Source organism: Vreelandella neptunia (assembly GCF_000712975.1).
GTDB classification, from domain to species: Bacteria; Pseudomonadota; Gammaproteobacteria; order Pseudomonadales; family Halomonadaceae; genus Vreelandella; species Vreelandella qaidamensis.
On sequence record NZ_JHQL01000001.1, the window covers coordinates 251,526 to 268,359 of the forward strand.

Consider the following 16,834-nt stretch of genomic DNA (forward strand, 5'->3'; position numbering starts at 1 on the left):
TCAATGCCTTGGGGTAATTCGCCCCTAAAAGGGCGTAAAGTGAATAATAGATGACGACTGTCAGATAAGTAGCGTCGATTGTATCCTATGCAGGTGTATCCTTGAACGGGTAGCCGATGATAGGCCACACCCTGGGTCGACAAAAGGAGAGGGACTATGGAACAACATAACGATCACCGTTTGCGCGAAGGCTACGAGCGCCTGCTAGAGCGCATGCAGGACGGGGCTAATGAGCTTACCTGGGAAAACCTTCAAAAGGATTTAGACGAGGCCGTTGCTTTTGAAGCAGAGCTTGAAGAGTACACCAAAGACGAGCTAGCGCTGCTGCGTGCCTGGGTAGAGCGTGATTTGAAAGATATGCGCTACTACATGGCAGATACCGGTAAGCAGGTTGCAAGCTGGTTAGGTATCGATATCGACAGCCTGTCACGACGGGTGGCGGAATCGCTGCTTTCAATCGCCGACCGCAGCGTGGTGGAACGCGAACGCTTCGAAGATGACCTGGAAGCCGCGCGCGCCGACTACTGCGAAGGTGAAGTAGCCGCGCCCGGACTGATGGCGTGCGTGCATTGCGATGCCCAGGTGATGCTAGAAAGCGTCTCTCGCCTGGAACCATGCCACCAGTGTGGCCACCGCTACTTCTACCGTTTTCCGAGCAAAATCGTCGAAACATGAGTGGCTAATTCGCCCATCATTTAATTGACCCACATGCTCAGGCCTGCGATCGCTCCTAGCGAGAGCAGGCTCATCATCGCTGCATACAGTAAATTATTTTTCATCATGCGGTAGCCGCTAACCCCGTAACGCCCCTGCAGTGAAAGGTTAATGCCGGAAAGTGGCCCAACGCTTGTGCCTACCGCCCAGGCGCTCAGCGCGACAAAGGCAAACAGCGTTTGCTCACCACTGGCTAAATTCAAAATAGATGCCAGTACGGAAACGCCAATAATCGGGTGCAACCCTACCAGCGCACTTAACGTAATCGCCGCAAAGCTCACCATGGCCTGCCACATGCCAAAGGTGGCAAATAGCGTCCAGTCGTCACCTGCTGCCGCTGCAACCAGGGTAGAAAGCCCCAGGGTTAATAAGCCTGCTGCTAAAAACAACGAAATTTCCCCGCGCATTGCGGGTAGCCGTGTGGTGGTATGCTGGCGAATGCGTCGCAAGGTATAGCGCGCGCCTTCCTTCAGGTTGCTGAGTACCGCCACTGCTGGTAGTAAAAAGGTAATGATGCTGACAATGGTGAGCGACGGCGTCAGCCAAAAGTGAAACAGCATCACCAGCGCGGCCATGCCCGCAGGCATTAACAGACTACGCGGCGAAAGCGAAAAGCCGTCTACCTCGGCTAAATCAAACCGCCGCCTAAGCTCTAACGTCGTTAACAGCCCTGAAAGCATCGCCAACGGAAAACCAATTAGCGCAATCTGGCCGTACTGCACTTCTGGCACTAATGCGATGACTATCGCCATAGAGGCAAAGAAAGGCGACCATAGCGCCGCGCTACTCAGCCCACGGTTAAGCGCCAATAGCTGGGGTGTGGTTAGTGGGGAGCGCCTAGCTAAACGGTCGCCGACCATAAAGACCGTCGAAAGATTCAAAATAGTGCCGAGAAAGTGCACGCCCAGCCACGTACGCAGCACGCCATCTGCACCGGTCACCCGCTTACCCGGCGTGCGTTTATTACCCTGAGTTCCCAGCAAAGAAATAAAGCTAACGCCCACCAGCATGCTGACCACAAACACGTTGCCCTGAAGCATGGCAGGCCAATTCACATTGGTACCGTACACCACCCGCGCCACCATCAGCATCAACACCCCAATAGCAATCAGCACCCCCGCTTGAATACGCGAACGCCTAGGAATATCCCGCCACAACAGCGCCACTGCCGCCCACAATAAATAGCTCACCGCCTGCGCCGTTGGCATCGCACCGGTAAAGCCCACTATCTGCGCTAAAAGCCCCAGCAGCACCAGCACACCCGCCACCCGCCGCCGCATCGTTGTCTCTTGCATCTCAATCCCTTACTGGTTGAGTTAGCAGGCTAATAGGATTCTTAACCGTTGGCTAGCGCAAGAGAAGCGAAGAGGGCGTTTACCGAAAGAAAAGTCTAATTCTCGTAGCGCGATGATAATGCCGCCAACATTGGCCGCGCCGTTATAACCAATGAAAGCCCAATGAAAGCAACGTGTAGCGCGTAACGGATCTGCGAGGAACGAGCAGCGAGACACCCGCGAAGACGTGGCTCGAAAAAAGGAGGACTACAGTGTTGTTAGGACTGATCGTAGTGACCACCAATAGCGAATATATAAATGGACCTGTCATCGAATCGATATATTAAACGATCTTTCTGTGATATCCGCTTAGACCACAGGCCAGAGAGGTTATGCTTTAGAGGTTCAGGTTTTCCAAGGCCAGAGGAGGGGGCATTTGATCGCAGCATTTCCTTAAGCAATTTGCACAAGGCTTTGTGTAATCGTTTGTCTTTTTCGCGCATAACCTCATACGCTTCCCAAGTGTTGCCCTCAAAGACCAGTGATCTCATCCATTTGCTCGCTCGTCGGTTTATAGCCTGTTTTACTGCTGTGGGTGTCAAGAGAGTCGCTAATCTGCTGCATGAGATTCTTGTTTTGGAGCACGTGGAGGGTTTCCTGTTCTCGCTCCCAGTCCTCAGCGCTGATTACCACGAAAGCCTCTCCGGCTCGTCGCGTTACTTTGAGCGGCTCGTGCCTGCTAACTACTTGCTCTACAACACTTTTAAGGTTATCCCTGAATTTGTTTACGCTAATTGTGTCCATAACGGCACCTTTATGTACGGGTTTTCCGTACAAGTATACGAAAAAAGCCCCAACAAGACCAAGCACGGTGACGCCTCTTTCGTTGCGGCTTCGCCGTCACTAAAGCCGCGCGTGCTGCGGGCATTATGCATCACCACTGTGAGGGGTGAGGTGTTTCATGAACAAGCGTGATTTTCTGAAATTGCTGGCTCTGGTATTCGTTAGTAGTAAGGCCAGTGGGCGTGGCGGTGATGATGACAAGACCATCGGTAATGGTCGTCAGCGGATTGTGGTTATCGGGGCCGGTTTGGCGGGGTTAGTGGCGGCAAAAGAGCTCATGGGGGCGGGGCATCATGTGATTGTGTTGGAAGCGCGAGACCGTATTGGTGGCCGAATCTGGACGAGCAAGAAATGGCCTGACGTACCCCTTGATATGGGCGCGACGTGGATTCACGGCGTTTTTGGTAATCCAATTAGCGAGCTGGCCGATCAATTGGGGGCGAGGCGCTTGGTGACAAGCTACGAGCGAGCCGTTACTTACACTACCGACGGTCAAGCATTCTCGGAAGTCGAAGAAGCCAAACTTGAGGCTGTCCGGAGAAGAATGTTTGCTGCATTGCGCAAAGCACAGAGTGCGGATGCAGACACCTCTATCAGGCAGGTGGTCAACTTGCTTGAGAAAAATTTCGCAAGCGATCCAGAAGCGCTACGCTTCCTGAGTTTCTGCTTGTCGGGAAACATTGAACAAGAGTATGCGGGGAGTGCGAGTCGTCTTTCATCATATTGGTACGACAGTGCAGAAGAGTTCGATGGGGATGATGTTTTGTTTGCACAGGGGTTCAGCGTCATCACCGAGTATTTGGCGCAGGATGTCGACATTAGGCTGTCTCAGGTGGTCAACGAAATAAAGAGGCAGGATGAATCAGCGGTCAGCGTCCGCACCACAGACAATGAATTTATAGCTGATCGGGTTGTTGTCACACTGCCACTCGGTGTGCTGCAACACAATGATGTGCGCTTCGTTCCAGCGTTACCCGAAGAAAAGCGAAATGCTATTAGCAAGCTTGGCATGGGGGTGTTGAATAAGTGCTACCTTAGATTTGAGCAAGCCTTCTGGCCTGAGGACATGGATTGGCTTGAATATGTTTCGGCAAAGCATGGAGAGTGGACTGAATGGGTTAGCTTTCAGCGAGCAGTAAACATGCCAATATTGCTAGGGTTTAATGCCGCTGATCGTGGGCGTGACATTGAAGCATGGTCAGACGAGCAGATTGTGGCGAGTGCTATGGAAACGTTGAGGACTATCTTTGGTTCTGATATACCGCAGCCCGTCGACTATCAGATCACGCGCTGGGCATCTGATTCCTTTGCGAGAGGTTCGTACTCTTACAATGCCCTAGGTTCAACCCCCGTGATGCGCGATGCCCTAGCTAGCACGTTGAATAAACAGTTATTTTTTGCCGGGGAAGCGACCGACAGGGATTATTTCGGGACCGCGCATGGAGCTTTTTTATCTGGTCTACGAGTATCTAGAGATATTCTATCGATATGACTTATCGCCAACCAGGAGCGTATTGTAAATGGTGCTATAAAATGGCGAGAAACTGGTAGAGCAATCGATAGAAAGAACAATAACTTTATATTTTTGGAGCAGCCATGCCACATTGCATTGTTGAACATTCGGCATCGTTGGACGGTGAGTTGATATTGCCATTGGTATTTTCAGGTGCCATGAAGTCGGCGCTATTTGAGACTGATGGCAGTGACATAAAAGTAAGGTCAATCGCTTATCAAAACTATCTTACGGGGCAAGAAAAATCTGATTTTATACATGTGATTTTAAAGATTTTGTCGGGTAGAACCTCTGACCAGAAACATATGCTTTCAACGACGGTATTAACACAACTTCAAGAACTTGAACTTCACGATTGCTCATTAACCGTCGAAGTAATAGATATTGAACGTGCTAGTTACTCAAAGCTGGTTCATGGAAAATAGGAAATGTGATGAGTTGTTACGAGGCTTTGAGTCTGACGTTACAAGCATAGGCCACCTGCTTATGCCCGGATCAGTGTCGCTTTGGAAAGCCGATACTGATCCGTTTGCAATGTATCTTTGAGTCAGTTTTGCATGGGGATATCGTCTTTCCAGCGAAATCCAATTCCACCCGCTTTCCAGACACCGTCGTTATTAAATGGATGTGGCCCACCAAGATTAATATGCTGAGGCAGCCCAAAATGGGGGGCTAGGTTCTGTTTTGCTTTGACTGTTACTCGATCCATAATGCGCAGCCCCTGCTCTTCGGCAGACATATGCGCTTCAGGGGCAGCCCTATGTGCCAGAGCCCAGTTATCAATGTATAGCAAATCGCCAGTATCGTAGTGATATCGAATGCCGTAGCCTTTTTCAAAGGAGGCGTTCAGCAAGTCGTTATAATCATTGAAAAGCTGCTTGAGCTCTTCTTCATTGAGCAAGCGCATCTGCTCCACGTTAGCTGCCTGCCGTTGAAGTTCATTAATGGGCACACCGTCTTCTGGCAGCCGTTCGATCACCGCACCTGTCATGCCTAGGTGTAACCAGACGCTCTTGCGCCCAGAAATGGGATGAGTGTGAACAACAGGATGACTCACGCCTGAGGCGGAATTCACAGAGACTAGACGTTCCCAAAAGGCTTGTTTTTCCTTTGGCAGCACATCGAAAGCGGCGCCTTGGTGAGCGAAGTGAGTGCCGCCACCGTGTTCCGGGGCTCGCGCCATATAATAGGCAGAGTGGGAGAAGGTGTCGGCTTCGAAGCTCCCATCATTGTGCCACTGTGGGCCGACACCTAAGATGCCGTAGCGATGATCATTAGAACAGCGGAAAATATCTCTGTTCATATCGGGAGTGGCAGGATGGACGCCATGAGTGGAATGGATTTCGCCAGCGCCCCACCATTTGCTCGCATTAACCAGTTCATCCGTAGAAAGGTCAGTTTGATGCTTGAAAACGATGAAGCCGCGATTTGCCATTTCTACTTCCAGCGCTTTAATGACGGGGTCGGGAAGTCGTGAGCGAACATCAGCGCCGTAAATTTCAATACCAAGTGGTGCTAGCGGTTTAATGCTTAACCCCTGCTGTTCAAAAAGCGAGATATGCTTAGGCGTGAGGGATGGAATGGTTGGGGGCGTAGTGCTGAACGCGGTAGTGTTGGACGTTTCTGCTGATGTACCCATAGTTTTGAATTGTCCCAAATAGTTTTGAATTGCCTTAATAGTTTTGAATTACCTTAATGGTTAGTTTTTTATTAAGCCTAACGCAGTATATGGTGTTGGCAAATCCACGGTGTTCAAAGGTAAACATCAGTAAGAAAAGCAGCCTTAGCAACGATCGCCTCAGTGGCGTCGTGCCTCCTCCAGTTCCTCAATCATTTTTTTAGCGGCGTTGGAAAGTGTGCGGTTAGTGTGGACGAGGTAGCCCAGCGGGCGCTGTATGGGCGCGGTATCTACGTCTAGCTCGACCAGATCGCTATCAATCATGTTTTCGGGTAGTAGGCTCCAGCCAAGCCCTACGCTGCACATCATTTTCAGCGTTTCTAAATAGTTCGTCGCCATGCTGACAGGAAGCTGCAGGCCTGCTTCGGCAAAACGCTGACCAATTAAAGTGCGGGTAAAGGTTTTTGCCCCTGGCAGCACGCAATTGAATTCACATAATTCAGCCAAGCTGAGCGGGCTGCGGTGGTGGTTGACGCGCTGGGCCAATGGATGGTCAGTGGCGCAGACAAAGCACAGCCTATCACGCCATAGTTCGACCACGTGGAGGTGTTCGACGGGGTGGGGGGAGAGAGTGACGATCGCCATCTCCAGCGTGCCGTCGACGACTCCTTGGTAGGCTAACTCTGAGTCCAGAAAATGTAGGTCCAACGCCACTTCTGGGTGGCGGTGAGTGTACTGCTTTAATAGCGGCGGCAGACGGTGCAGACCGATGTGGTGACTAGTGGCGAGCGTCAGCTTGCCGCCTACTTGGCCGGAAAGATTGGCGAGCGCGCGGCGGCTATCTTCCACGGTAAACAGTATGTGCTGTGCTTTGGGAAGTAATACATTGCCCGCTTCGGTCAGCGCAATGCGCCGCCCGATACGGTCAAACAATCGCGTGCCCAGCAGATCTTCCAGGGTGGCGATGCGTTTGCTTACCGCGGGTTGTGTTAAATACAGCTGTTCCGCCGCGCGGGAGAAGCTTTGGGTTTCAGCAACGGCCAGAAATGCTTGCAGGCTTTGGGTATCCACTCGCAACTCCCTGAGCAGGTTCTTCTAAAGAGTTTCTAAAAAGGTAGCGTTAAACATGTATTCCAATTTGGAATCTAAACTATGAATAACATGAATTGCTTTTATGCGCGACTCGCGTGACACTGCATGTATCGCACTATTAAGCAGCACGTAGAGGCTGCCATACCGAACTAGCAGGGCAATGCCCAGGAGAGCAACATGTCAGGTCAAACGCTTTACGACAAACTCTGGAACCAGCACTTGGTGAAGCAGCGTGATGATGGCACTGCGTTAATTTACATCGACCGCCAATTGCTGCACGAAGTCACTTCGCCTCAAGCGTTTGAAGGTCTGCGTTTAGCTAACCGCAAGCCCTGGCGTTTAGATGCCAACTTGGCAACGCCTGACCACAACGTTCCTACGACGGTAAAAGAGCGCGCTGAAGGCAATAGCGGTATTAAAGACCCTGTGTCGTTAATTCAGGTGCAAACCCTGGACGATAACTGCCTTGAGTACGGTATCGAAGAGTTCAAAATCAACGACCCGCGCCAGGGTATCGTGCACGTGGTAGGCCCAGAGCAGGGCGCAACGTTGCCAGGAATGACTGTGGTATGTGGCGATTCCCACACCGCTACCCACGGTGCGTTTGGTGCTTTGGCACACGGTATTGGTACCTCGGAAGTTGAACACGTCATGGCGACCCAGTGTTTGCTGGCGCAAAAAATGAAGAACATGCAGGTGCGTGTGGAAGGCGAGCTTGGCCTGGGCGTGACCGCTAAAGATGTAGTGTTGGCGATTATCGGTAAGATCGGCACCGCTGGTGGCACGGGCTATGCGATTGAGTTTGCGGGCAGCGCGATTGAATCGCTGTCTATGGAAGGCCGCATGACCGTGTGCAACATGGCGATTGAAGCTGGTGCTCGTGTGGGCCTAATTGCCGTTGATGACACGACGATTGACTACCTTGCCGAGCGTCCATTTGCGCCCACCGCCGAGCAGTGGGAAGGAGCTGTGGCGGACTGGCGTCAGTTGGTTTCTGATGCCGACGCACAGTTCGATAAAGTGGTTACTCTGCAAGCTGAAGAGATTGAACCGCAGGTAAGCTGGGGCACTAGCCCTGAAATGGTCACCGGTATTTCTGGCCAGGTGCCCGACCCAAAGGCTGCGTTAGATGAGACGGTACAGCGCAGCCACGCCCGCGCCCTCGAATATATGGGGTTGCAGGCGAACCAGAAAATTACTGATATCAAGCTTGATAAAGTGTTTATTGGTTCCTGTACTAATTCGCGTATTGAAGACTTACGCGAAGCCGCCAAAGTGGCTAAAGGCAACAAAGTCGCTGATTCTATTCAGTTGGCCATGGTGGTGCCGGGTTCTGGCTTAGTGAAGCGCCAAGCAGAAGCGGAAGGCTTGGATAAAATCTTTATTGAGGCAGGTTTTGAGTGGCGCGAGCCGGGTTGCTCCATGTGCTTGGCAATGAATGCCGACAAGTTGGGTGCTGGTGAGCACTGTGCATCGACGTCTAACCGCAATTTCGAAGGTCGTCAGGGCTACGGCGGTCGTACGCACTTGGTAAGCCCTGCGATGGCCGCAGCAGCAGCGATCGCTGGCCACTTTGTTGATGTACGTACCTTACCCGCTAACGACGCCAGCCACGCGCAGGAGGCCTAAACCATGAAAAAATTTGAACGTTTAGAAGGTGTGGTAGCGCCACTTGACCGCGCTAACGTCGATACCGACTTGATTATTCCGAAGCAGTTTTTGAAGTCGATTAAGCGTACTGGCTTTGGCGTGAACCTGTTTGATGAGCTGCGCTATTTAGATGAAGGCCAGCCAGGGCAAGACTGTTCACAGCGCCCGCTGAACCCTGATTTTGTATTAAACCAGCCGCGTTACCAAGGCGCTGAAGTGTTACTGGCGCGTCGTAATTTTGGCTGTGGCAGTTCCCGCGAGCACGCGCCTTGGGCGTTGGAAGACTTTGGTTTCAAAGTGGTGATTGCGCCAAGTTTTGCCGATATTTTCTATAACAACGCTTTCAAAAACGGCATTCTGTTGATTACGTTGGAAGAAGACGTAGTTGACCGCCTGTTTACGGAAGTGGAAGGCAGTGAAGGCTATCAGTTAGACGTAGATTTAGAAAATCAGCGGGTCATTACACCTGGTGGCGAAATTCTCGAATTTGAGGTGGATGAGTTCCGCAAGCACTGCCTGCTGAACGGACTGGATGATATTGGTATTACTCTGCAGGACGAAGACGCAATTCGCGCGTTTGAAGAAAAACACCGCCAGCAGCGTCCGTGGTTATTCCGTCAGCCTGCGTAAGCGTTCATTCACCTTTAACGTTTGAAATGCTAAGGAAATTGCATGACTCATAAGGTATTACTGCTGCCGGGTGACGGTATTGGCCCTGAAATTGCGGCCCAGGCGGCGCGCTTGCTGAAGGCCTGCCAGGAAGCTGGTTTGGATATCGAGGTCGAAGAGGGCCTTGTTGGTGGCTCTGCTTACGATGTTCACGGTGAGCCACTACCTGCGGAAACCCTTGAAAAAGCCAAAGCGGCCAGCGCTATTTTGCTTGGCGCTGTTGGCGGTCCTAAGTGGGACAAGCTAGAGGACCTTTCCAAGCGTCCTGAAAAAGGCCTGCTAGGTCTGCGTAAAAACCTGGGTTTATTCGGCAACCTGCGCCCGGCGATGCTTTATCCGCAGCTGGCTAGCGCCTCTAGTTTGAAGCCGGAGTTAGTCGCTGGGCTGGATATTATGATTGTCCGTGAGCTTACTGGTGGCATTTATTTCGGCCAGCCACGTGGCATTGAAGAGCGTAATGGTGAGCGGGTGGGTTTTAACACCTACATATATTCTGAGAGCGAAATTGAGCGTATTGGCCGTGTCGCCTTTGAAATGGCTCAGAAGCGCGGCAAAAAACTCTGCTCGGTAGATAAAGCCAACGTGCTTGAAGTCACTATTTTGTGGCGTGAAGTGATGGAGCGTTTGGCACCGGAGTACCCGGATGTTGAGCTTTCCCATATGTACGTAGATAACGCCGCTATGCAGCTGGTGCGCGCGCCAAAACAGTTTGATGTGGTGGTGACCGGCAACATGTTTGGCGATATTCTTTCTGATGCCGCTGCCATGCTTACCGGGTCTATCGGTATGTTGCCATCGGCGTCGCTAAACGAGAGTGGCCAGGGCATGTACGAGCCTTGCCACGGTAGCGCACCGGATATCGCTGGGCAGAATGTCGCTAACCCATTGGCCATGATGCTGTCTGTGGCGATGATGCTGCGCTACTCATTGAATGAAACCGCTATGGCTGAGCGTATTGAAGCCGCTGTTGGTAGTGTGTTGGATAATGGTTTGCGCACTGCTGACATTGCCTCAGAAGGTACGCGCCGTGTATCTACCGTTGAGATGGGCGATGCGGTATTAGCGGCCTTCGCAAAAGATTAAATTATGTATAAAGCGTGCTAACTAATTGACGCTGAAAGGTATTAACAGTCGGCCACCCAGGGGTGGCCGACGTCGTGTCTAATATTTGTGTATAATATGGCTCTCATTCTTAGTTGGAGGACTTCACATGTTGAAAGTCGGTTTCGTGGGATGGCGTGGCATGGTTGGCTCGGTGCTTATGCAGCGCATGCAGGATGATGGTGATTTTAACGGTATTGAACCGGTATTTTTCACCACCTCCCAAGTTGGTCAGCCTGGCCCCGATATCGGCGTGGACGTGCCTCCGCTGAAAGACGCGTTTGATATTGATGCGTTAAAAGCGCTGGATGTGGTAGTTACCTGTCAAGGTGGCGACTATACCAAGCCGGTTTATAAAGACTTACGCGAGGCGGGCTGGAAAGGCTACTGGATTGATGCGGCCAGCACTCTGCGCATGGAAGACGAAGCGACCATTATTCTTGATCCGGTCAACCGTAAGGTGATCGATGACCAGCTAGCGAAGGGGGCTAAAACCTTTGTCGGCGGTAACTGCACCGTGAGCCTGATGCTGATGGGGCTGGGTGGCTTGTTTGAAGCAGATATGGTTGAGTGGATGACCTCCATGACATACCAAGCCGCTTCCGGTTCAGGTGCAAAACACATGCGCGAGCTGTTGAACCAGATGGGGCAGTTGCGCGATAGCGTAGGCGAAGAGCTTAAAGATACCTCTAGTGCGATTCTGGATATCGACCGTAAAGTGACTGCTGCGATGCGCAGCGGCGACTTCCCCACGGATAATTTTGGAGCACCGTTAGCGGGCAGCCTGCTGCCATGGATCGATACCAAGCTTGATAACGGCCAAAGCCGTGAAGAGTGGAAGGGCAGTGTTGAAACCAATAAGATCTTAGGTTTGCAAAACAATCCGATCCCCATTGATGGCCTTTGCGTGCGTATCGGTGCAATGCGTTCTCACAGTCAAGCGTTCACCATTAAGCTGAAGCAGGATGTACCGCTTGACGAGATCGAAGATCGCATCGCTAAGCATAATGAGTGGGTTCAACTGATCCCGAACGACAAAGACGCCACTGTTGCTGGCCTAACGCCTGCTGCTGCGACTGGTACGCTGCAAGTGCCGGTTGGTCGTCTACGCAAGCTGAATATGGGTGGCGAATACCTATCTGCCTTCAGTGTTGGTGACCAGTTGTTATGGGGTGCTGCCGAGCCGCTTAAGCGTATGCTGAAAATCTTACGCGAACAGTAAGCACACCGTGCTTTAAGCAAGATTGTTGAATCGAAACGGGAAGCTGTTCGCAGCTTCCCGTTTTTGTATGCTCCCATTGGCCCTAACCTGTCGTTGATACCCCGTTTTATGCGTTTTAATGGATAGGTGCTACTAAGTTGGCGTTGAGCTAGTCCTAGATTGGTATAGGTAGTAATGATCAGTGTGTGGTAAAAACGATTGACTCCATGACATGGGGGCCTGTTTTGACCGTGCTATTAGAGTGCTACTAACAAAGAAACGCAGTAGGGGCGTGAATGAAAAAAAAGTTGGCAGGGTTGCTGTGGCTATCGCTTACTGCTGTTAGTCCGTTAGCGCTGGCTCTCGGGTTGGGCCCAGCAACGGTAAATTCACCGTTAGATGCGCCGCTTGATGCAACAGTGCCACTTCAGGAAAGCGAGCGTTTTGCGCTGAGTGATTTACGTGTTGAAGTAGCAAACGAATCGGCGTTTAGGGCGCTGGGTTTAGAGTGGACACCGCTCACGGCAAGTATCAGTGTGCAAATTCAAGCGCAACCTGACGGGCATCGGCTGCTGCTGCGCTCTTCTCAAGCGGTTCATGAGCCATGGCTGGATTTACTGCTATCTATTTCCTCGCCGGAAGGGCGCCAAACGCGTGCGTTAACGCTGTTATTTGATCCCCCTGAATATGCAATGGGCAGCCAAGAGGGTGCAGTAAGCACGCCTGAAGTGCCTAGTCGCACCTCTGTCGTCACTTCACCAGCCGCAAGAGATATTGCTTATGTAGCAAGTGGCGATACTTTTTGGGGCGTTGCTGCAAGGGTGAAACCGTCCGACGTTACCATTCAACAAATGATGATGGCGCTTTTAGAGGCCAACCCAGGCGCGTTCCCTACGGGTAATGTGGATGAACTCCGTGCAGGGCAGACGCTCAATATTCCCAGTCGTCAGCGGATAACCTCACGAACGCCCAGTGATGCCGCCCAGGCGATTCAGGCGATGCGGCAGCCTGCAAGTCGTCCGGTGGCTGAGCCCCAAGAAACCTTTGAAGGCCGTGAGCCAAGCATCGAGCAGGCCAGCGAGCCTGCTATGGTGAGTGATGATCAGGGCGCCAATCAATCTCAGGAAATGTCTGAGGCTGTGGCCTTCGACGAAGAGCAAGTGCTAGCCGAACAGCTGTTGGAAAGCCAAGCTAGGCTGCAAGCGGCACAGGATGAGCGGGATCAAATACGTGGTGATCTAGCCACGTTGCGTGAAGAAGTGGTGTCTTTAACCCAAGCGTTGAACGCCTCTCAACGTGAGCTGCGGGAGGTGACTGATCTAACCGATGCGCTAGCAGGAAGTGCCACGCTGTCAGGGAGTAATACAGAGAATAGTGCGACCAGTGAGATGGCTAGTTTTAACCGCCCACAGAGTACGTCTGAAACTATCATTCAGCGCATTACTGCGTATCAGTGGCCGTTGGCTAGTGTCATCTTGGCACTATTGTTAGGAGCGCTAATATGGTCGCGTAAGCGACGAGAACGTGAGTGGGAAGACGTGCCTGCAGCGGCCTCCTTGTCTACATCTACAGACAAGTCTCCGGAGTCACCTAGGCCTGTGGTCGCCGCTGAGAAAACCGTCGAGCCTAGCGGGCCGCATGAGTCCTCAGTATTTAATGTTGCAGAGCATGAGGCGTCTGAGCAGAGCGTTTCAGAGCCAGTTGAGCCAGTTGAGCCAGTTGAGTCGGCTGAACCAGTTGAGCCGGTGTCCTTTGCACCAGACGATGTGGGCCCAAAACCGTTCGCGCCTGTATTATCAGCTTCAGAACCGGCATTATCAGGCTCGGATGTGTCAACGCCAGACATTGCAGCGCAATCTAGTGCGCCGTTTGAAGAAGAAAAAGATGACAGGGAGCATGTTGGCGAAGAAGTGTTAGCGCTTGATAACGCTTTTTTAGCGGCTCCCGAGCCAGTCGAAGAACCTGTATCGTACGGTGAGGGGCAGCAAGATAGTACGATTGACTATGAGCCGCCCGCTATCGAACCTCACGAACCGGCGGTAGAGTCCCCCAGGCAACCAGCAGTCGATTTTACCTGGGACTACGTGTCTGCTGAGCAAGAGAGTGGTATGGCTAAAGCATCCACAGTACAACAGCAAAAAGCTGCTGAAGATGAGTGGGAAATCGAAGAGGTGGCATTCGAGCCGCGACGTCGGGATAATGGAACACCTTAACCATTTTCTATGTGACGTGGCTTCATGACGCTGTTTTACCATTTTGACGAAACAACGCCCTTAACTGGGCGCCTAGCGATGGGCATTGAATACGATGGTACGCGCTTTTGCGGCTTTCAGCGTTTGAAGCACGCAGCCTCCGTTCAACAGGCAGTGGAAGACGCGCTTGAAAAAGTGGCTAGTGCGCCAGTGCGCATTCATGCCAGTGGTCGAACCGATTCTGGCGTGCATGCCACACGCCAGGTGATTCATTTTGATCCTCCCGTTCAACGTTCTGAAAAAGCGTGGATTTTTGGCAGCAACACCAACCTTCCCAGAGACGTTGCTGTGCGCTGGGTAAAACCCGTCTCAGATGACTTTCATTCGCGCCTCGGCGCGCTTGGGCGTCGCTATCGCTATATTTTGTTGAATCAAATTAGCCGACCTGTGCTAGAGCGCCATAACGTAACCTGGTGCCGAGACCCGCTAGATGCCGACGCTATGCATCGGGCAGCACAAGCCTTGGTAGGCGAGCACGACTTCAGCAGTTTTCGAGCGGCGGGCTGTCAGTCCAAAACGCCTTGGCGACAAATGCACTTTGTAGAAGTGAAGCGCTACGGGCCGATAGTAGTGATTGATATTCAGGGCAATGCTTTTCTGCACCATATGATTCGCAATATTGCCGGGGCGTTGGTCAGCGTAGGGCGCGGTTCTCAGGATGAAGGGCATATTGAGCGCCTGCTGGCACTGAAGAATCGCCGTAAAGGCGATGTTACCGCACCGGCCTGCGGCCTTCATTTTGTAGACTCACTTTATGATGAGCGTTTTGACCTACCAAAAGAGCCGCTAGGACCTAATTTGCTTGCATTTACCGGTGAATGGACTGGCGAGCGTGTGCTGCCTGATAACCCACGCATTGCTGCAAGGCGTAAATTGACGTTCAAGAAGCAGGAGCCCTTAGAGTACTTAGCGCAAAAAGAGCCTTTCGAACAGCAGGAGACGTCATCGTGAGTGCATATTCAGCTCGCACGCGGATTAAATTTTGTGGCTTAACTCGCCATGAAGACATCACACTGGCAGCAGCGTTGGGTGTGGATGCACTGGGCTTCGTAATGTGGCCCAAGAGTGCCCGCAGCATAACGCCTGCATTACTGGAAGAGCTGGCAGCGCAAGTACCTGCCTTTGTGACCCGGGTAGGTTTGTTTGTTAACCAGCCCGCTGAGTTCATTGAACAGTGCTTGCCTTATCTGGATTTAATCCAGTTTCATGGTGATGAGCCAGCTTCGTTCTGCCAGCAGTTTGGGCGGCCTTGGATTAAAGCGCTGCGTATGCGTGACGATATCGATTTGCATCAGGCGGCGGCTGACTATTCTCACGCGCAAGCGCTGCTATTAGATGCCTACCGACCGGGTACGCCAGGGGGAACCGGAGAGACCTTTGATTGGTCCAGAATACCCTCAACCCTGGAAAAACCTGTTATCCTGGCTGGTGGGTTAACGATTGATAATGTGGCTTTAGCGGTTAGCCAAGTAATGCCTTATGCTGTTGATGTCTCTGGTGGTATAGAAACCACTCCCGGCGTAAAAGATGCTGATTTAATGACGTCTTTTGTCAAACATGTGGCGTTAGCCAGCGTCCAATAAGTTTATTGCGTAGCACGCCCGGAGGGTGGCTACGTCTCATTGTTAGTTCATTTATTTGCCTGTTCTGGCGATCTTGTGAGGTATGCCTGTGACTGTCTCAGCGACTGAAACTAAGTTCAGCGACCTGACCCGAATGCCGGATGCCCGTGGTCATTTTGGCCCGTACGGCGGCCGGTTTGTGTCGGAAACCCTGAGCTTTGCCCTGGAAGAACTAGAGCAGACCTACCTGAGTCTGCGTGATGATCCCGCTTTCCAGGCAGAGTTTGACCGTGACCTTGCCCACTATGTGGGTCGTCCATCTCCGCTTTACCATGCCGAGCGATGGTCACAGTCTTTAGGCGGCGCGCAAATTTGGCTGAAACGTGAAGACTTAAACCACACGGGTGCCCACAAGGTTAATAACACCATTGGCCAAGCGCTATTGGCAAAAAAGACCGGCAAACCACGGGTTATCGCTGAAACCGGTGCAGGCCAGCATGGTGTTGCTACTGCAACCGTGGCCGCCCGCTTAGGTCTTGAGTGTGATGTGTATATGGGGGCGGCTGACGTGCAGCGTCAGAAGCTCAACGTTTATCGTATGCGACTGCTTGGGGCACGGGTTATACCCGTGGAATCCGGCACTCGTACACTCAAAGACGCAATGAATGAAGCGCTACGTGATTGGGTCACTAACGTTGATAACACGTTCTACATTATCGGCACCGTGGCGGGGCCGCACCCGTATCCGCAACTGGTACGCGATTTCAATGCGGTAGTAGGTCGTGAAGCGCGTCAGCAATCATTAGCGCAAATAGGGCGTTTACCGGATGCGTTAATTGCCTGTGTGGGCGGCGGTTCGAACGCGTTAGGCCTTTTCTATCCCTTTGTTGAGGACGATGCGGTCGCTATGTACGGTGTCGAAGCCGGTGGAGATGGGGTTGAAACTGGCCGCCATGCCGCGCCGCTTGCATCGAATGCACCGCGTGGGGTTCTGCATGGCAATCGCACGTATTTGATGTCTGATGAAGCGGGGCAGGTGTCGGATACGCACTCAATTTCTGCTGGGCTTGATTATCCAGGCGTAGGCCCTGAGCACGCGTTATGGAAAGATGTTGGTCGAGTCAATTATGTCGCGGCAAACGATAAAGAAGTGCTGGAAGCGTTCCGCGAGCTGACGCACATGGAAGGCATTATGCCAGCGCTTGAGTCTGCTCATGCGCTTGCCCACGCGAAGGTGCTAGCACCGACTATGCGCCCTGATCAGCATATCGTGGTTAACCTTTCTGGTCGTGGTGATAAAGATATCATGACCGTTGCGAACATCGATGGCATTGAGTTTTAAGGG

At 52.1% G+C, this 16,834-nt stretch carries 16 protein-coding genes; 11 read left to right on the forward strand and 5 right to left on the reverse strand.

Annotation, left to right across the window (positions count from 1 at the left end):
• Positions 1-156 precede the first annotated feature (156 nt).
• Entirely contained in the window at positions 157-675 is a 519-nt protein-coding gene (locus CR46_RS0101125; RefSeq protein ID WP_030069306.1) for a zinc ribbon-containing protein, read from the forward strand.
• Positions 676-695: 20 nt separating this feature from the next.
• Here CR46_RS0101125 and CR46_RS0101130 read toward each other — a convergent pair whose 3' ends face one another.
• The 3 genes from CR46_RS0101130 to CR46_RS0101135 all read right to left on the reverse strand — a co-directional run bounded on the left by CR46_RS0101130 (position 696) and on the right by CR46_RS0101135 (position 2,792).
• A complete protein-coding gene (locus CR46_RS0101130; RefSeq protein ID WP_030069308.1) occupies positions 696-2,009 on the reverse strand; it encodes a hypothetical protein in 1,314 nt (437 codons plus the stop codon).
• 257 nt (positions 2,010-2,266) lie between these two features.
• Positions 2,267-2,539 (reverse strand): Txe/YoeB family addiction module toxin, encoded by a 273-nt coding sequence (locus tag CR46_RS18055; protein ID WP_084180345.1) that lies wholly within the window; start codon positions 2,537-2,539, stop codon positions 2,267-2,269.
• Positions 2,520-2,792: a type II toxin-antitoxin system Phd/YefM family antitoxin gene (locus CR46_RS0101135; protein WP_030069309.1), complete on the reverse strand. Its 273-nt coding sequence runs from the start codon at positions 2,790-2,792 to the stop codon at positions 2,520-2,522. Before CR46_RS0101135 ends, CR46_RS18055 begins: the two co-directional genes overlap by 20 nt.
• A gap of 157 nt (positions 2,793-2,949) precedes the next feature.
• On the opposite strand from CR46_RS0101135, the gene CR46_RS0101140 reads away from it, so the two are divergent.
• Both CR46_RS0101140 and CR46_RS0101145 read left to right on the forward strand, forming a co-directional pair.
• Positions 2,950-4,323, forward strand: a complete 1,374-nt coding sequence (locus tag CR46_RS0101140) for a flavin monoamine oxidase family protein (RefSeq protein WP_030069311.1) — start codon at positions 2,950-2,952, stop codon at positions 4,321-4,323.
• 104 nt (positions 4,324-4,427) lie between these two features.
• Positions 4,428-4,769: a 5-carboxymethyl-2-hydroxymuconate Delta-isomerase gene (locus CR46_RS0101145; RefSeq protein ID WP_030069313.1), complete on the forward strand. Its 342-nt coding sequence runs from the start codon at positions 4,428-4,430 to the stop codon at positions 4,767-4,769.
• 122 nt (positions 4,770-4,891) lie between these two features.
• On the opposite strand, the gene CR46_RS0101150 is transcribed toward CR46_RS0101145, so the two are convergent.
• Both CR46_RS0101150 and CR46_RS0101155 read right to left on the reverse strand, forming a co-directional pair.
• Positions 4,892-5,983 (reverse strand): TauD/TfdA dioxygenase family protein, encoded by a 1,092-nt coding sequence (locus tag CR46_RS0101150; protein WP_030069315.1) that lies wholly within the window; start codon positions 5,981-5,983, stop codon positions 4,892-4,894.
• 159 nt (positions 5,984-6,142) lie between these two features.
• Positions 6,143-7,033, reverse strand: a complete 891-nt coding sequence (locus CR46_RS0101155; protein WP_030069317.1) for a LysR family transcriptional regulator — start codon at positions 7,031-7,033, stop codon at positions 6,143-6,145.
• A 198-nt stretch (positions 7,034-7,231) separates the two neighbouring features.
• On the opposite strand from CR46_RS0101155, the gene leuC reads away from it, so the two are divergent.
• The 8 genes from leuC to trpB all read left to right on the forward strand — a co-directional run bounded on the left by leuC (position 7,232) and on the right by trpB (position 16,831).
• On the forward strand, positions 7,232-8,683 hold the full coding sequence (gene leuC, locus CR46_RS0101160; protein WP_030069319.1) for a 3-isopropylmalate dehydratase large subunit: 1,452 nt from the start codon (positions 7,232-7,234) through the stop codon (positions 8,681-8,683).
• Positions 8,684-8,686: 3 nt separating this feature from the next.
• A complete protein-coding gene (leuD, locus tag CR46_RS0101165; protein ID WP_030069321.1) occupies positions 8,687-9,334 on the forward strand; it encodes a 3-isopropylmalate dehydratase small subunit in 648 nt (215 codons plus the stop codon).
• Between the two features lie 42 nt (positions 9,335-9,376).
• Positions 9,377-10,456: a 3-isopropylmalate dehydrogenase gene (leuB, locus tag CR46_RS0101170; RefSeq protein WP_030069323.1), complete on the forward strand. Its 1,080-nt coding sequence runs from the start codon at positions 9,377-9,379 to the stop codon at positions 10,454-10,456.
• A gap of 127 nt (positions 10,457-10,583) precedes the next feature.
• Positions 10,584-11,696, forward strand: a complete 1,113-nt coding sequence (asd, locus tag CR46_RS0101175) for an aspartate-semialdehyde dehydrogenase (RefSeq protein WP_030069325.1) — start codon at positions 10,584-10,586, stop codon at positions 11,694-11,696.
• Between the two features lie 275 nt (positions 11,697-11,971).
• Complete coding sequence (locus tag CR46_RS0101180) at positions 11,972-13,888, forward strand: type IV pilus assembly protein FimV (protein ID WP_051690097.1); 1,917 nt, start codon at positions 11,972-11,974, stop codon at positions 13,886-13,888.
• A gap of 24 nt (positions 13,889-13,912) precedes the next feature.
• Positions 13,913-14,878 (forward strand): tRNA pseudouridine(38-40) synthase TruA, encoded by a 966-nt coding sequence (gene truA, locus CR46_RS0101185; RefSeq protein ID WP_030069328.1) that lies wholly within the window; start codon positions 13,913-13,915, stop codon positions 14,876-14,878.
• Complete coding sequence (locus CR46_RS0101190; protein ID WP_035536122.1) at positions 14,875-15,510, forward strand: phosphoribosylanthranilate isomerase; 636 nt, start codon at positions 14,875-14,877, stop codon at positions 15,508-15,510. Before truA ends, CR46_RS0101190 begins: the two co-directional genes overlap by 4 nt.
• Positions 15,511-15,592: 82 nt before the next feature.
• Positions 15,593-16,831, forward strand: coding sequence for a tryptophan synthase subunit beta (gene trpB, locus CR46_RS0101195; RefSeq protein ID WP_030069333.1), 1,239 nt, complete (start codon positions 15,593-15,595; stop codon positions 16,829-16,831).
• Positions 16,832-16,834 lie beyond the last annotated feature (3 nt).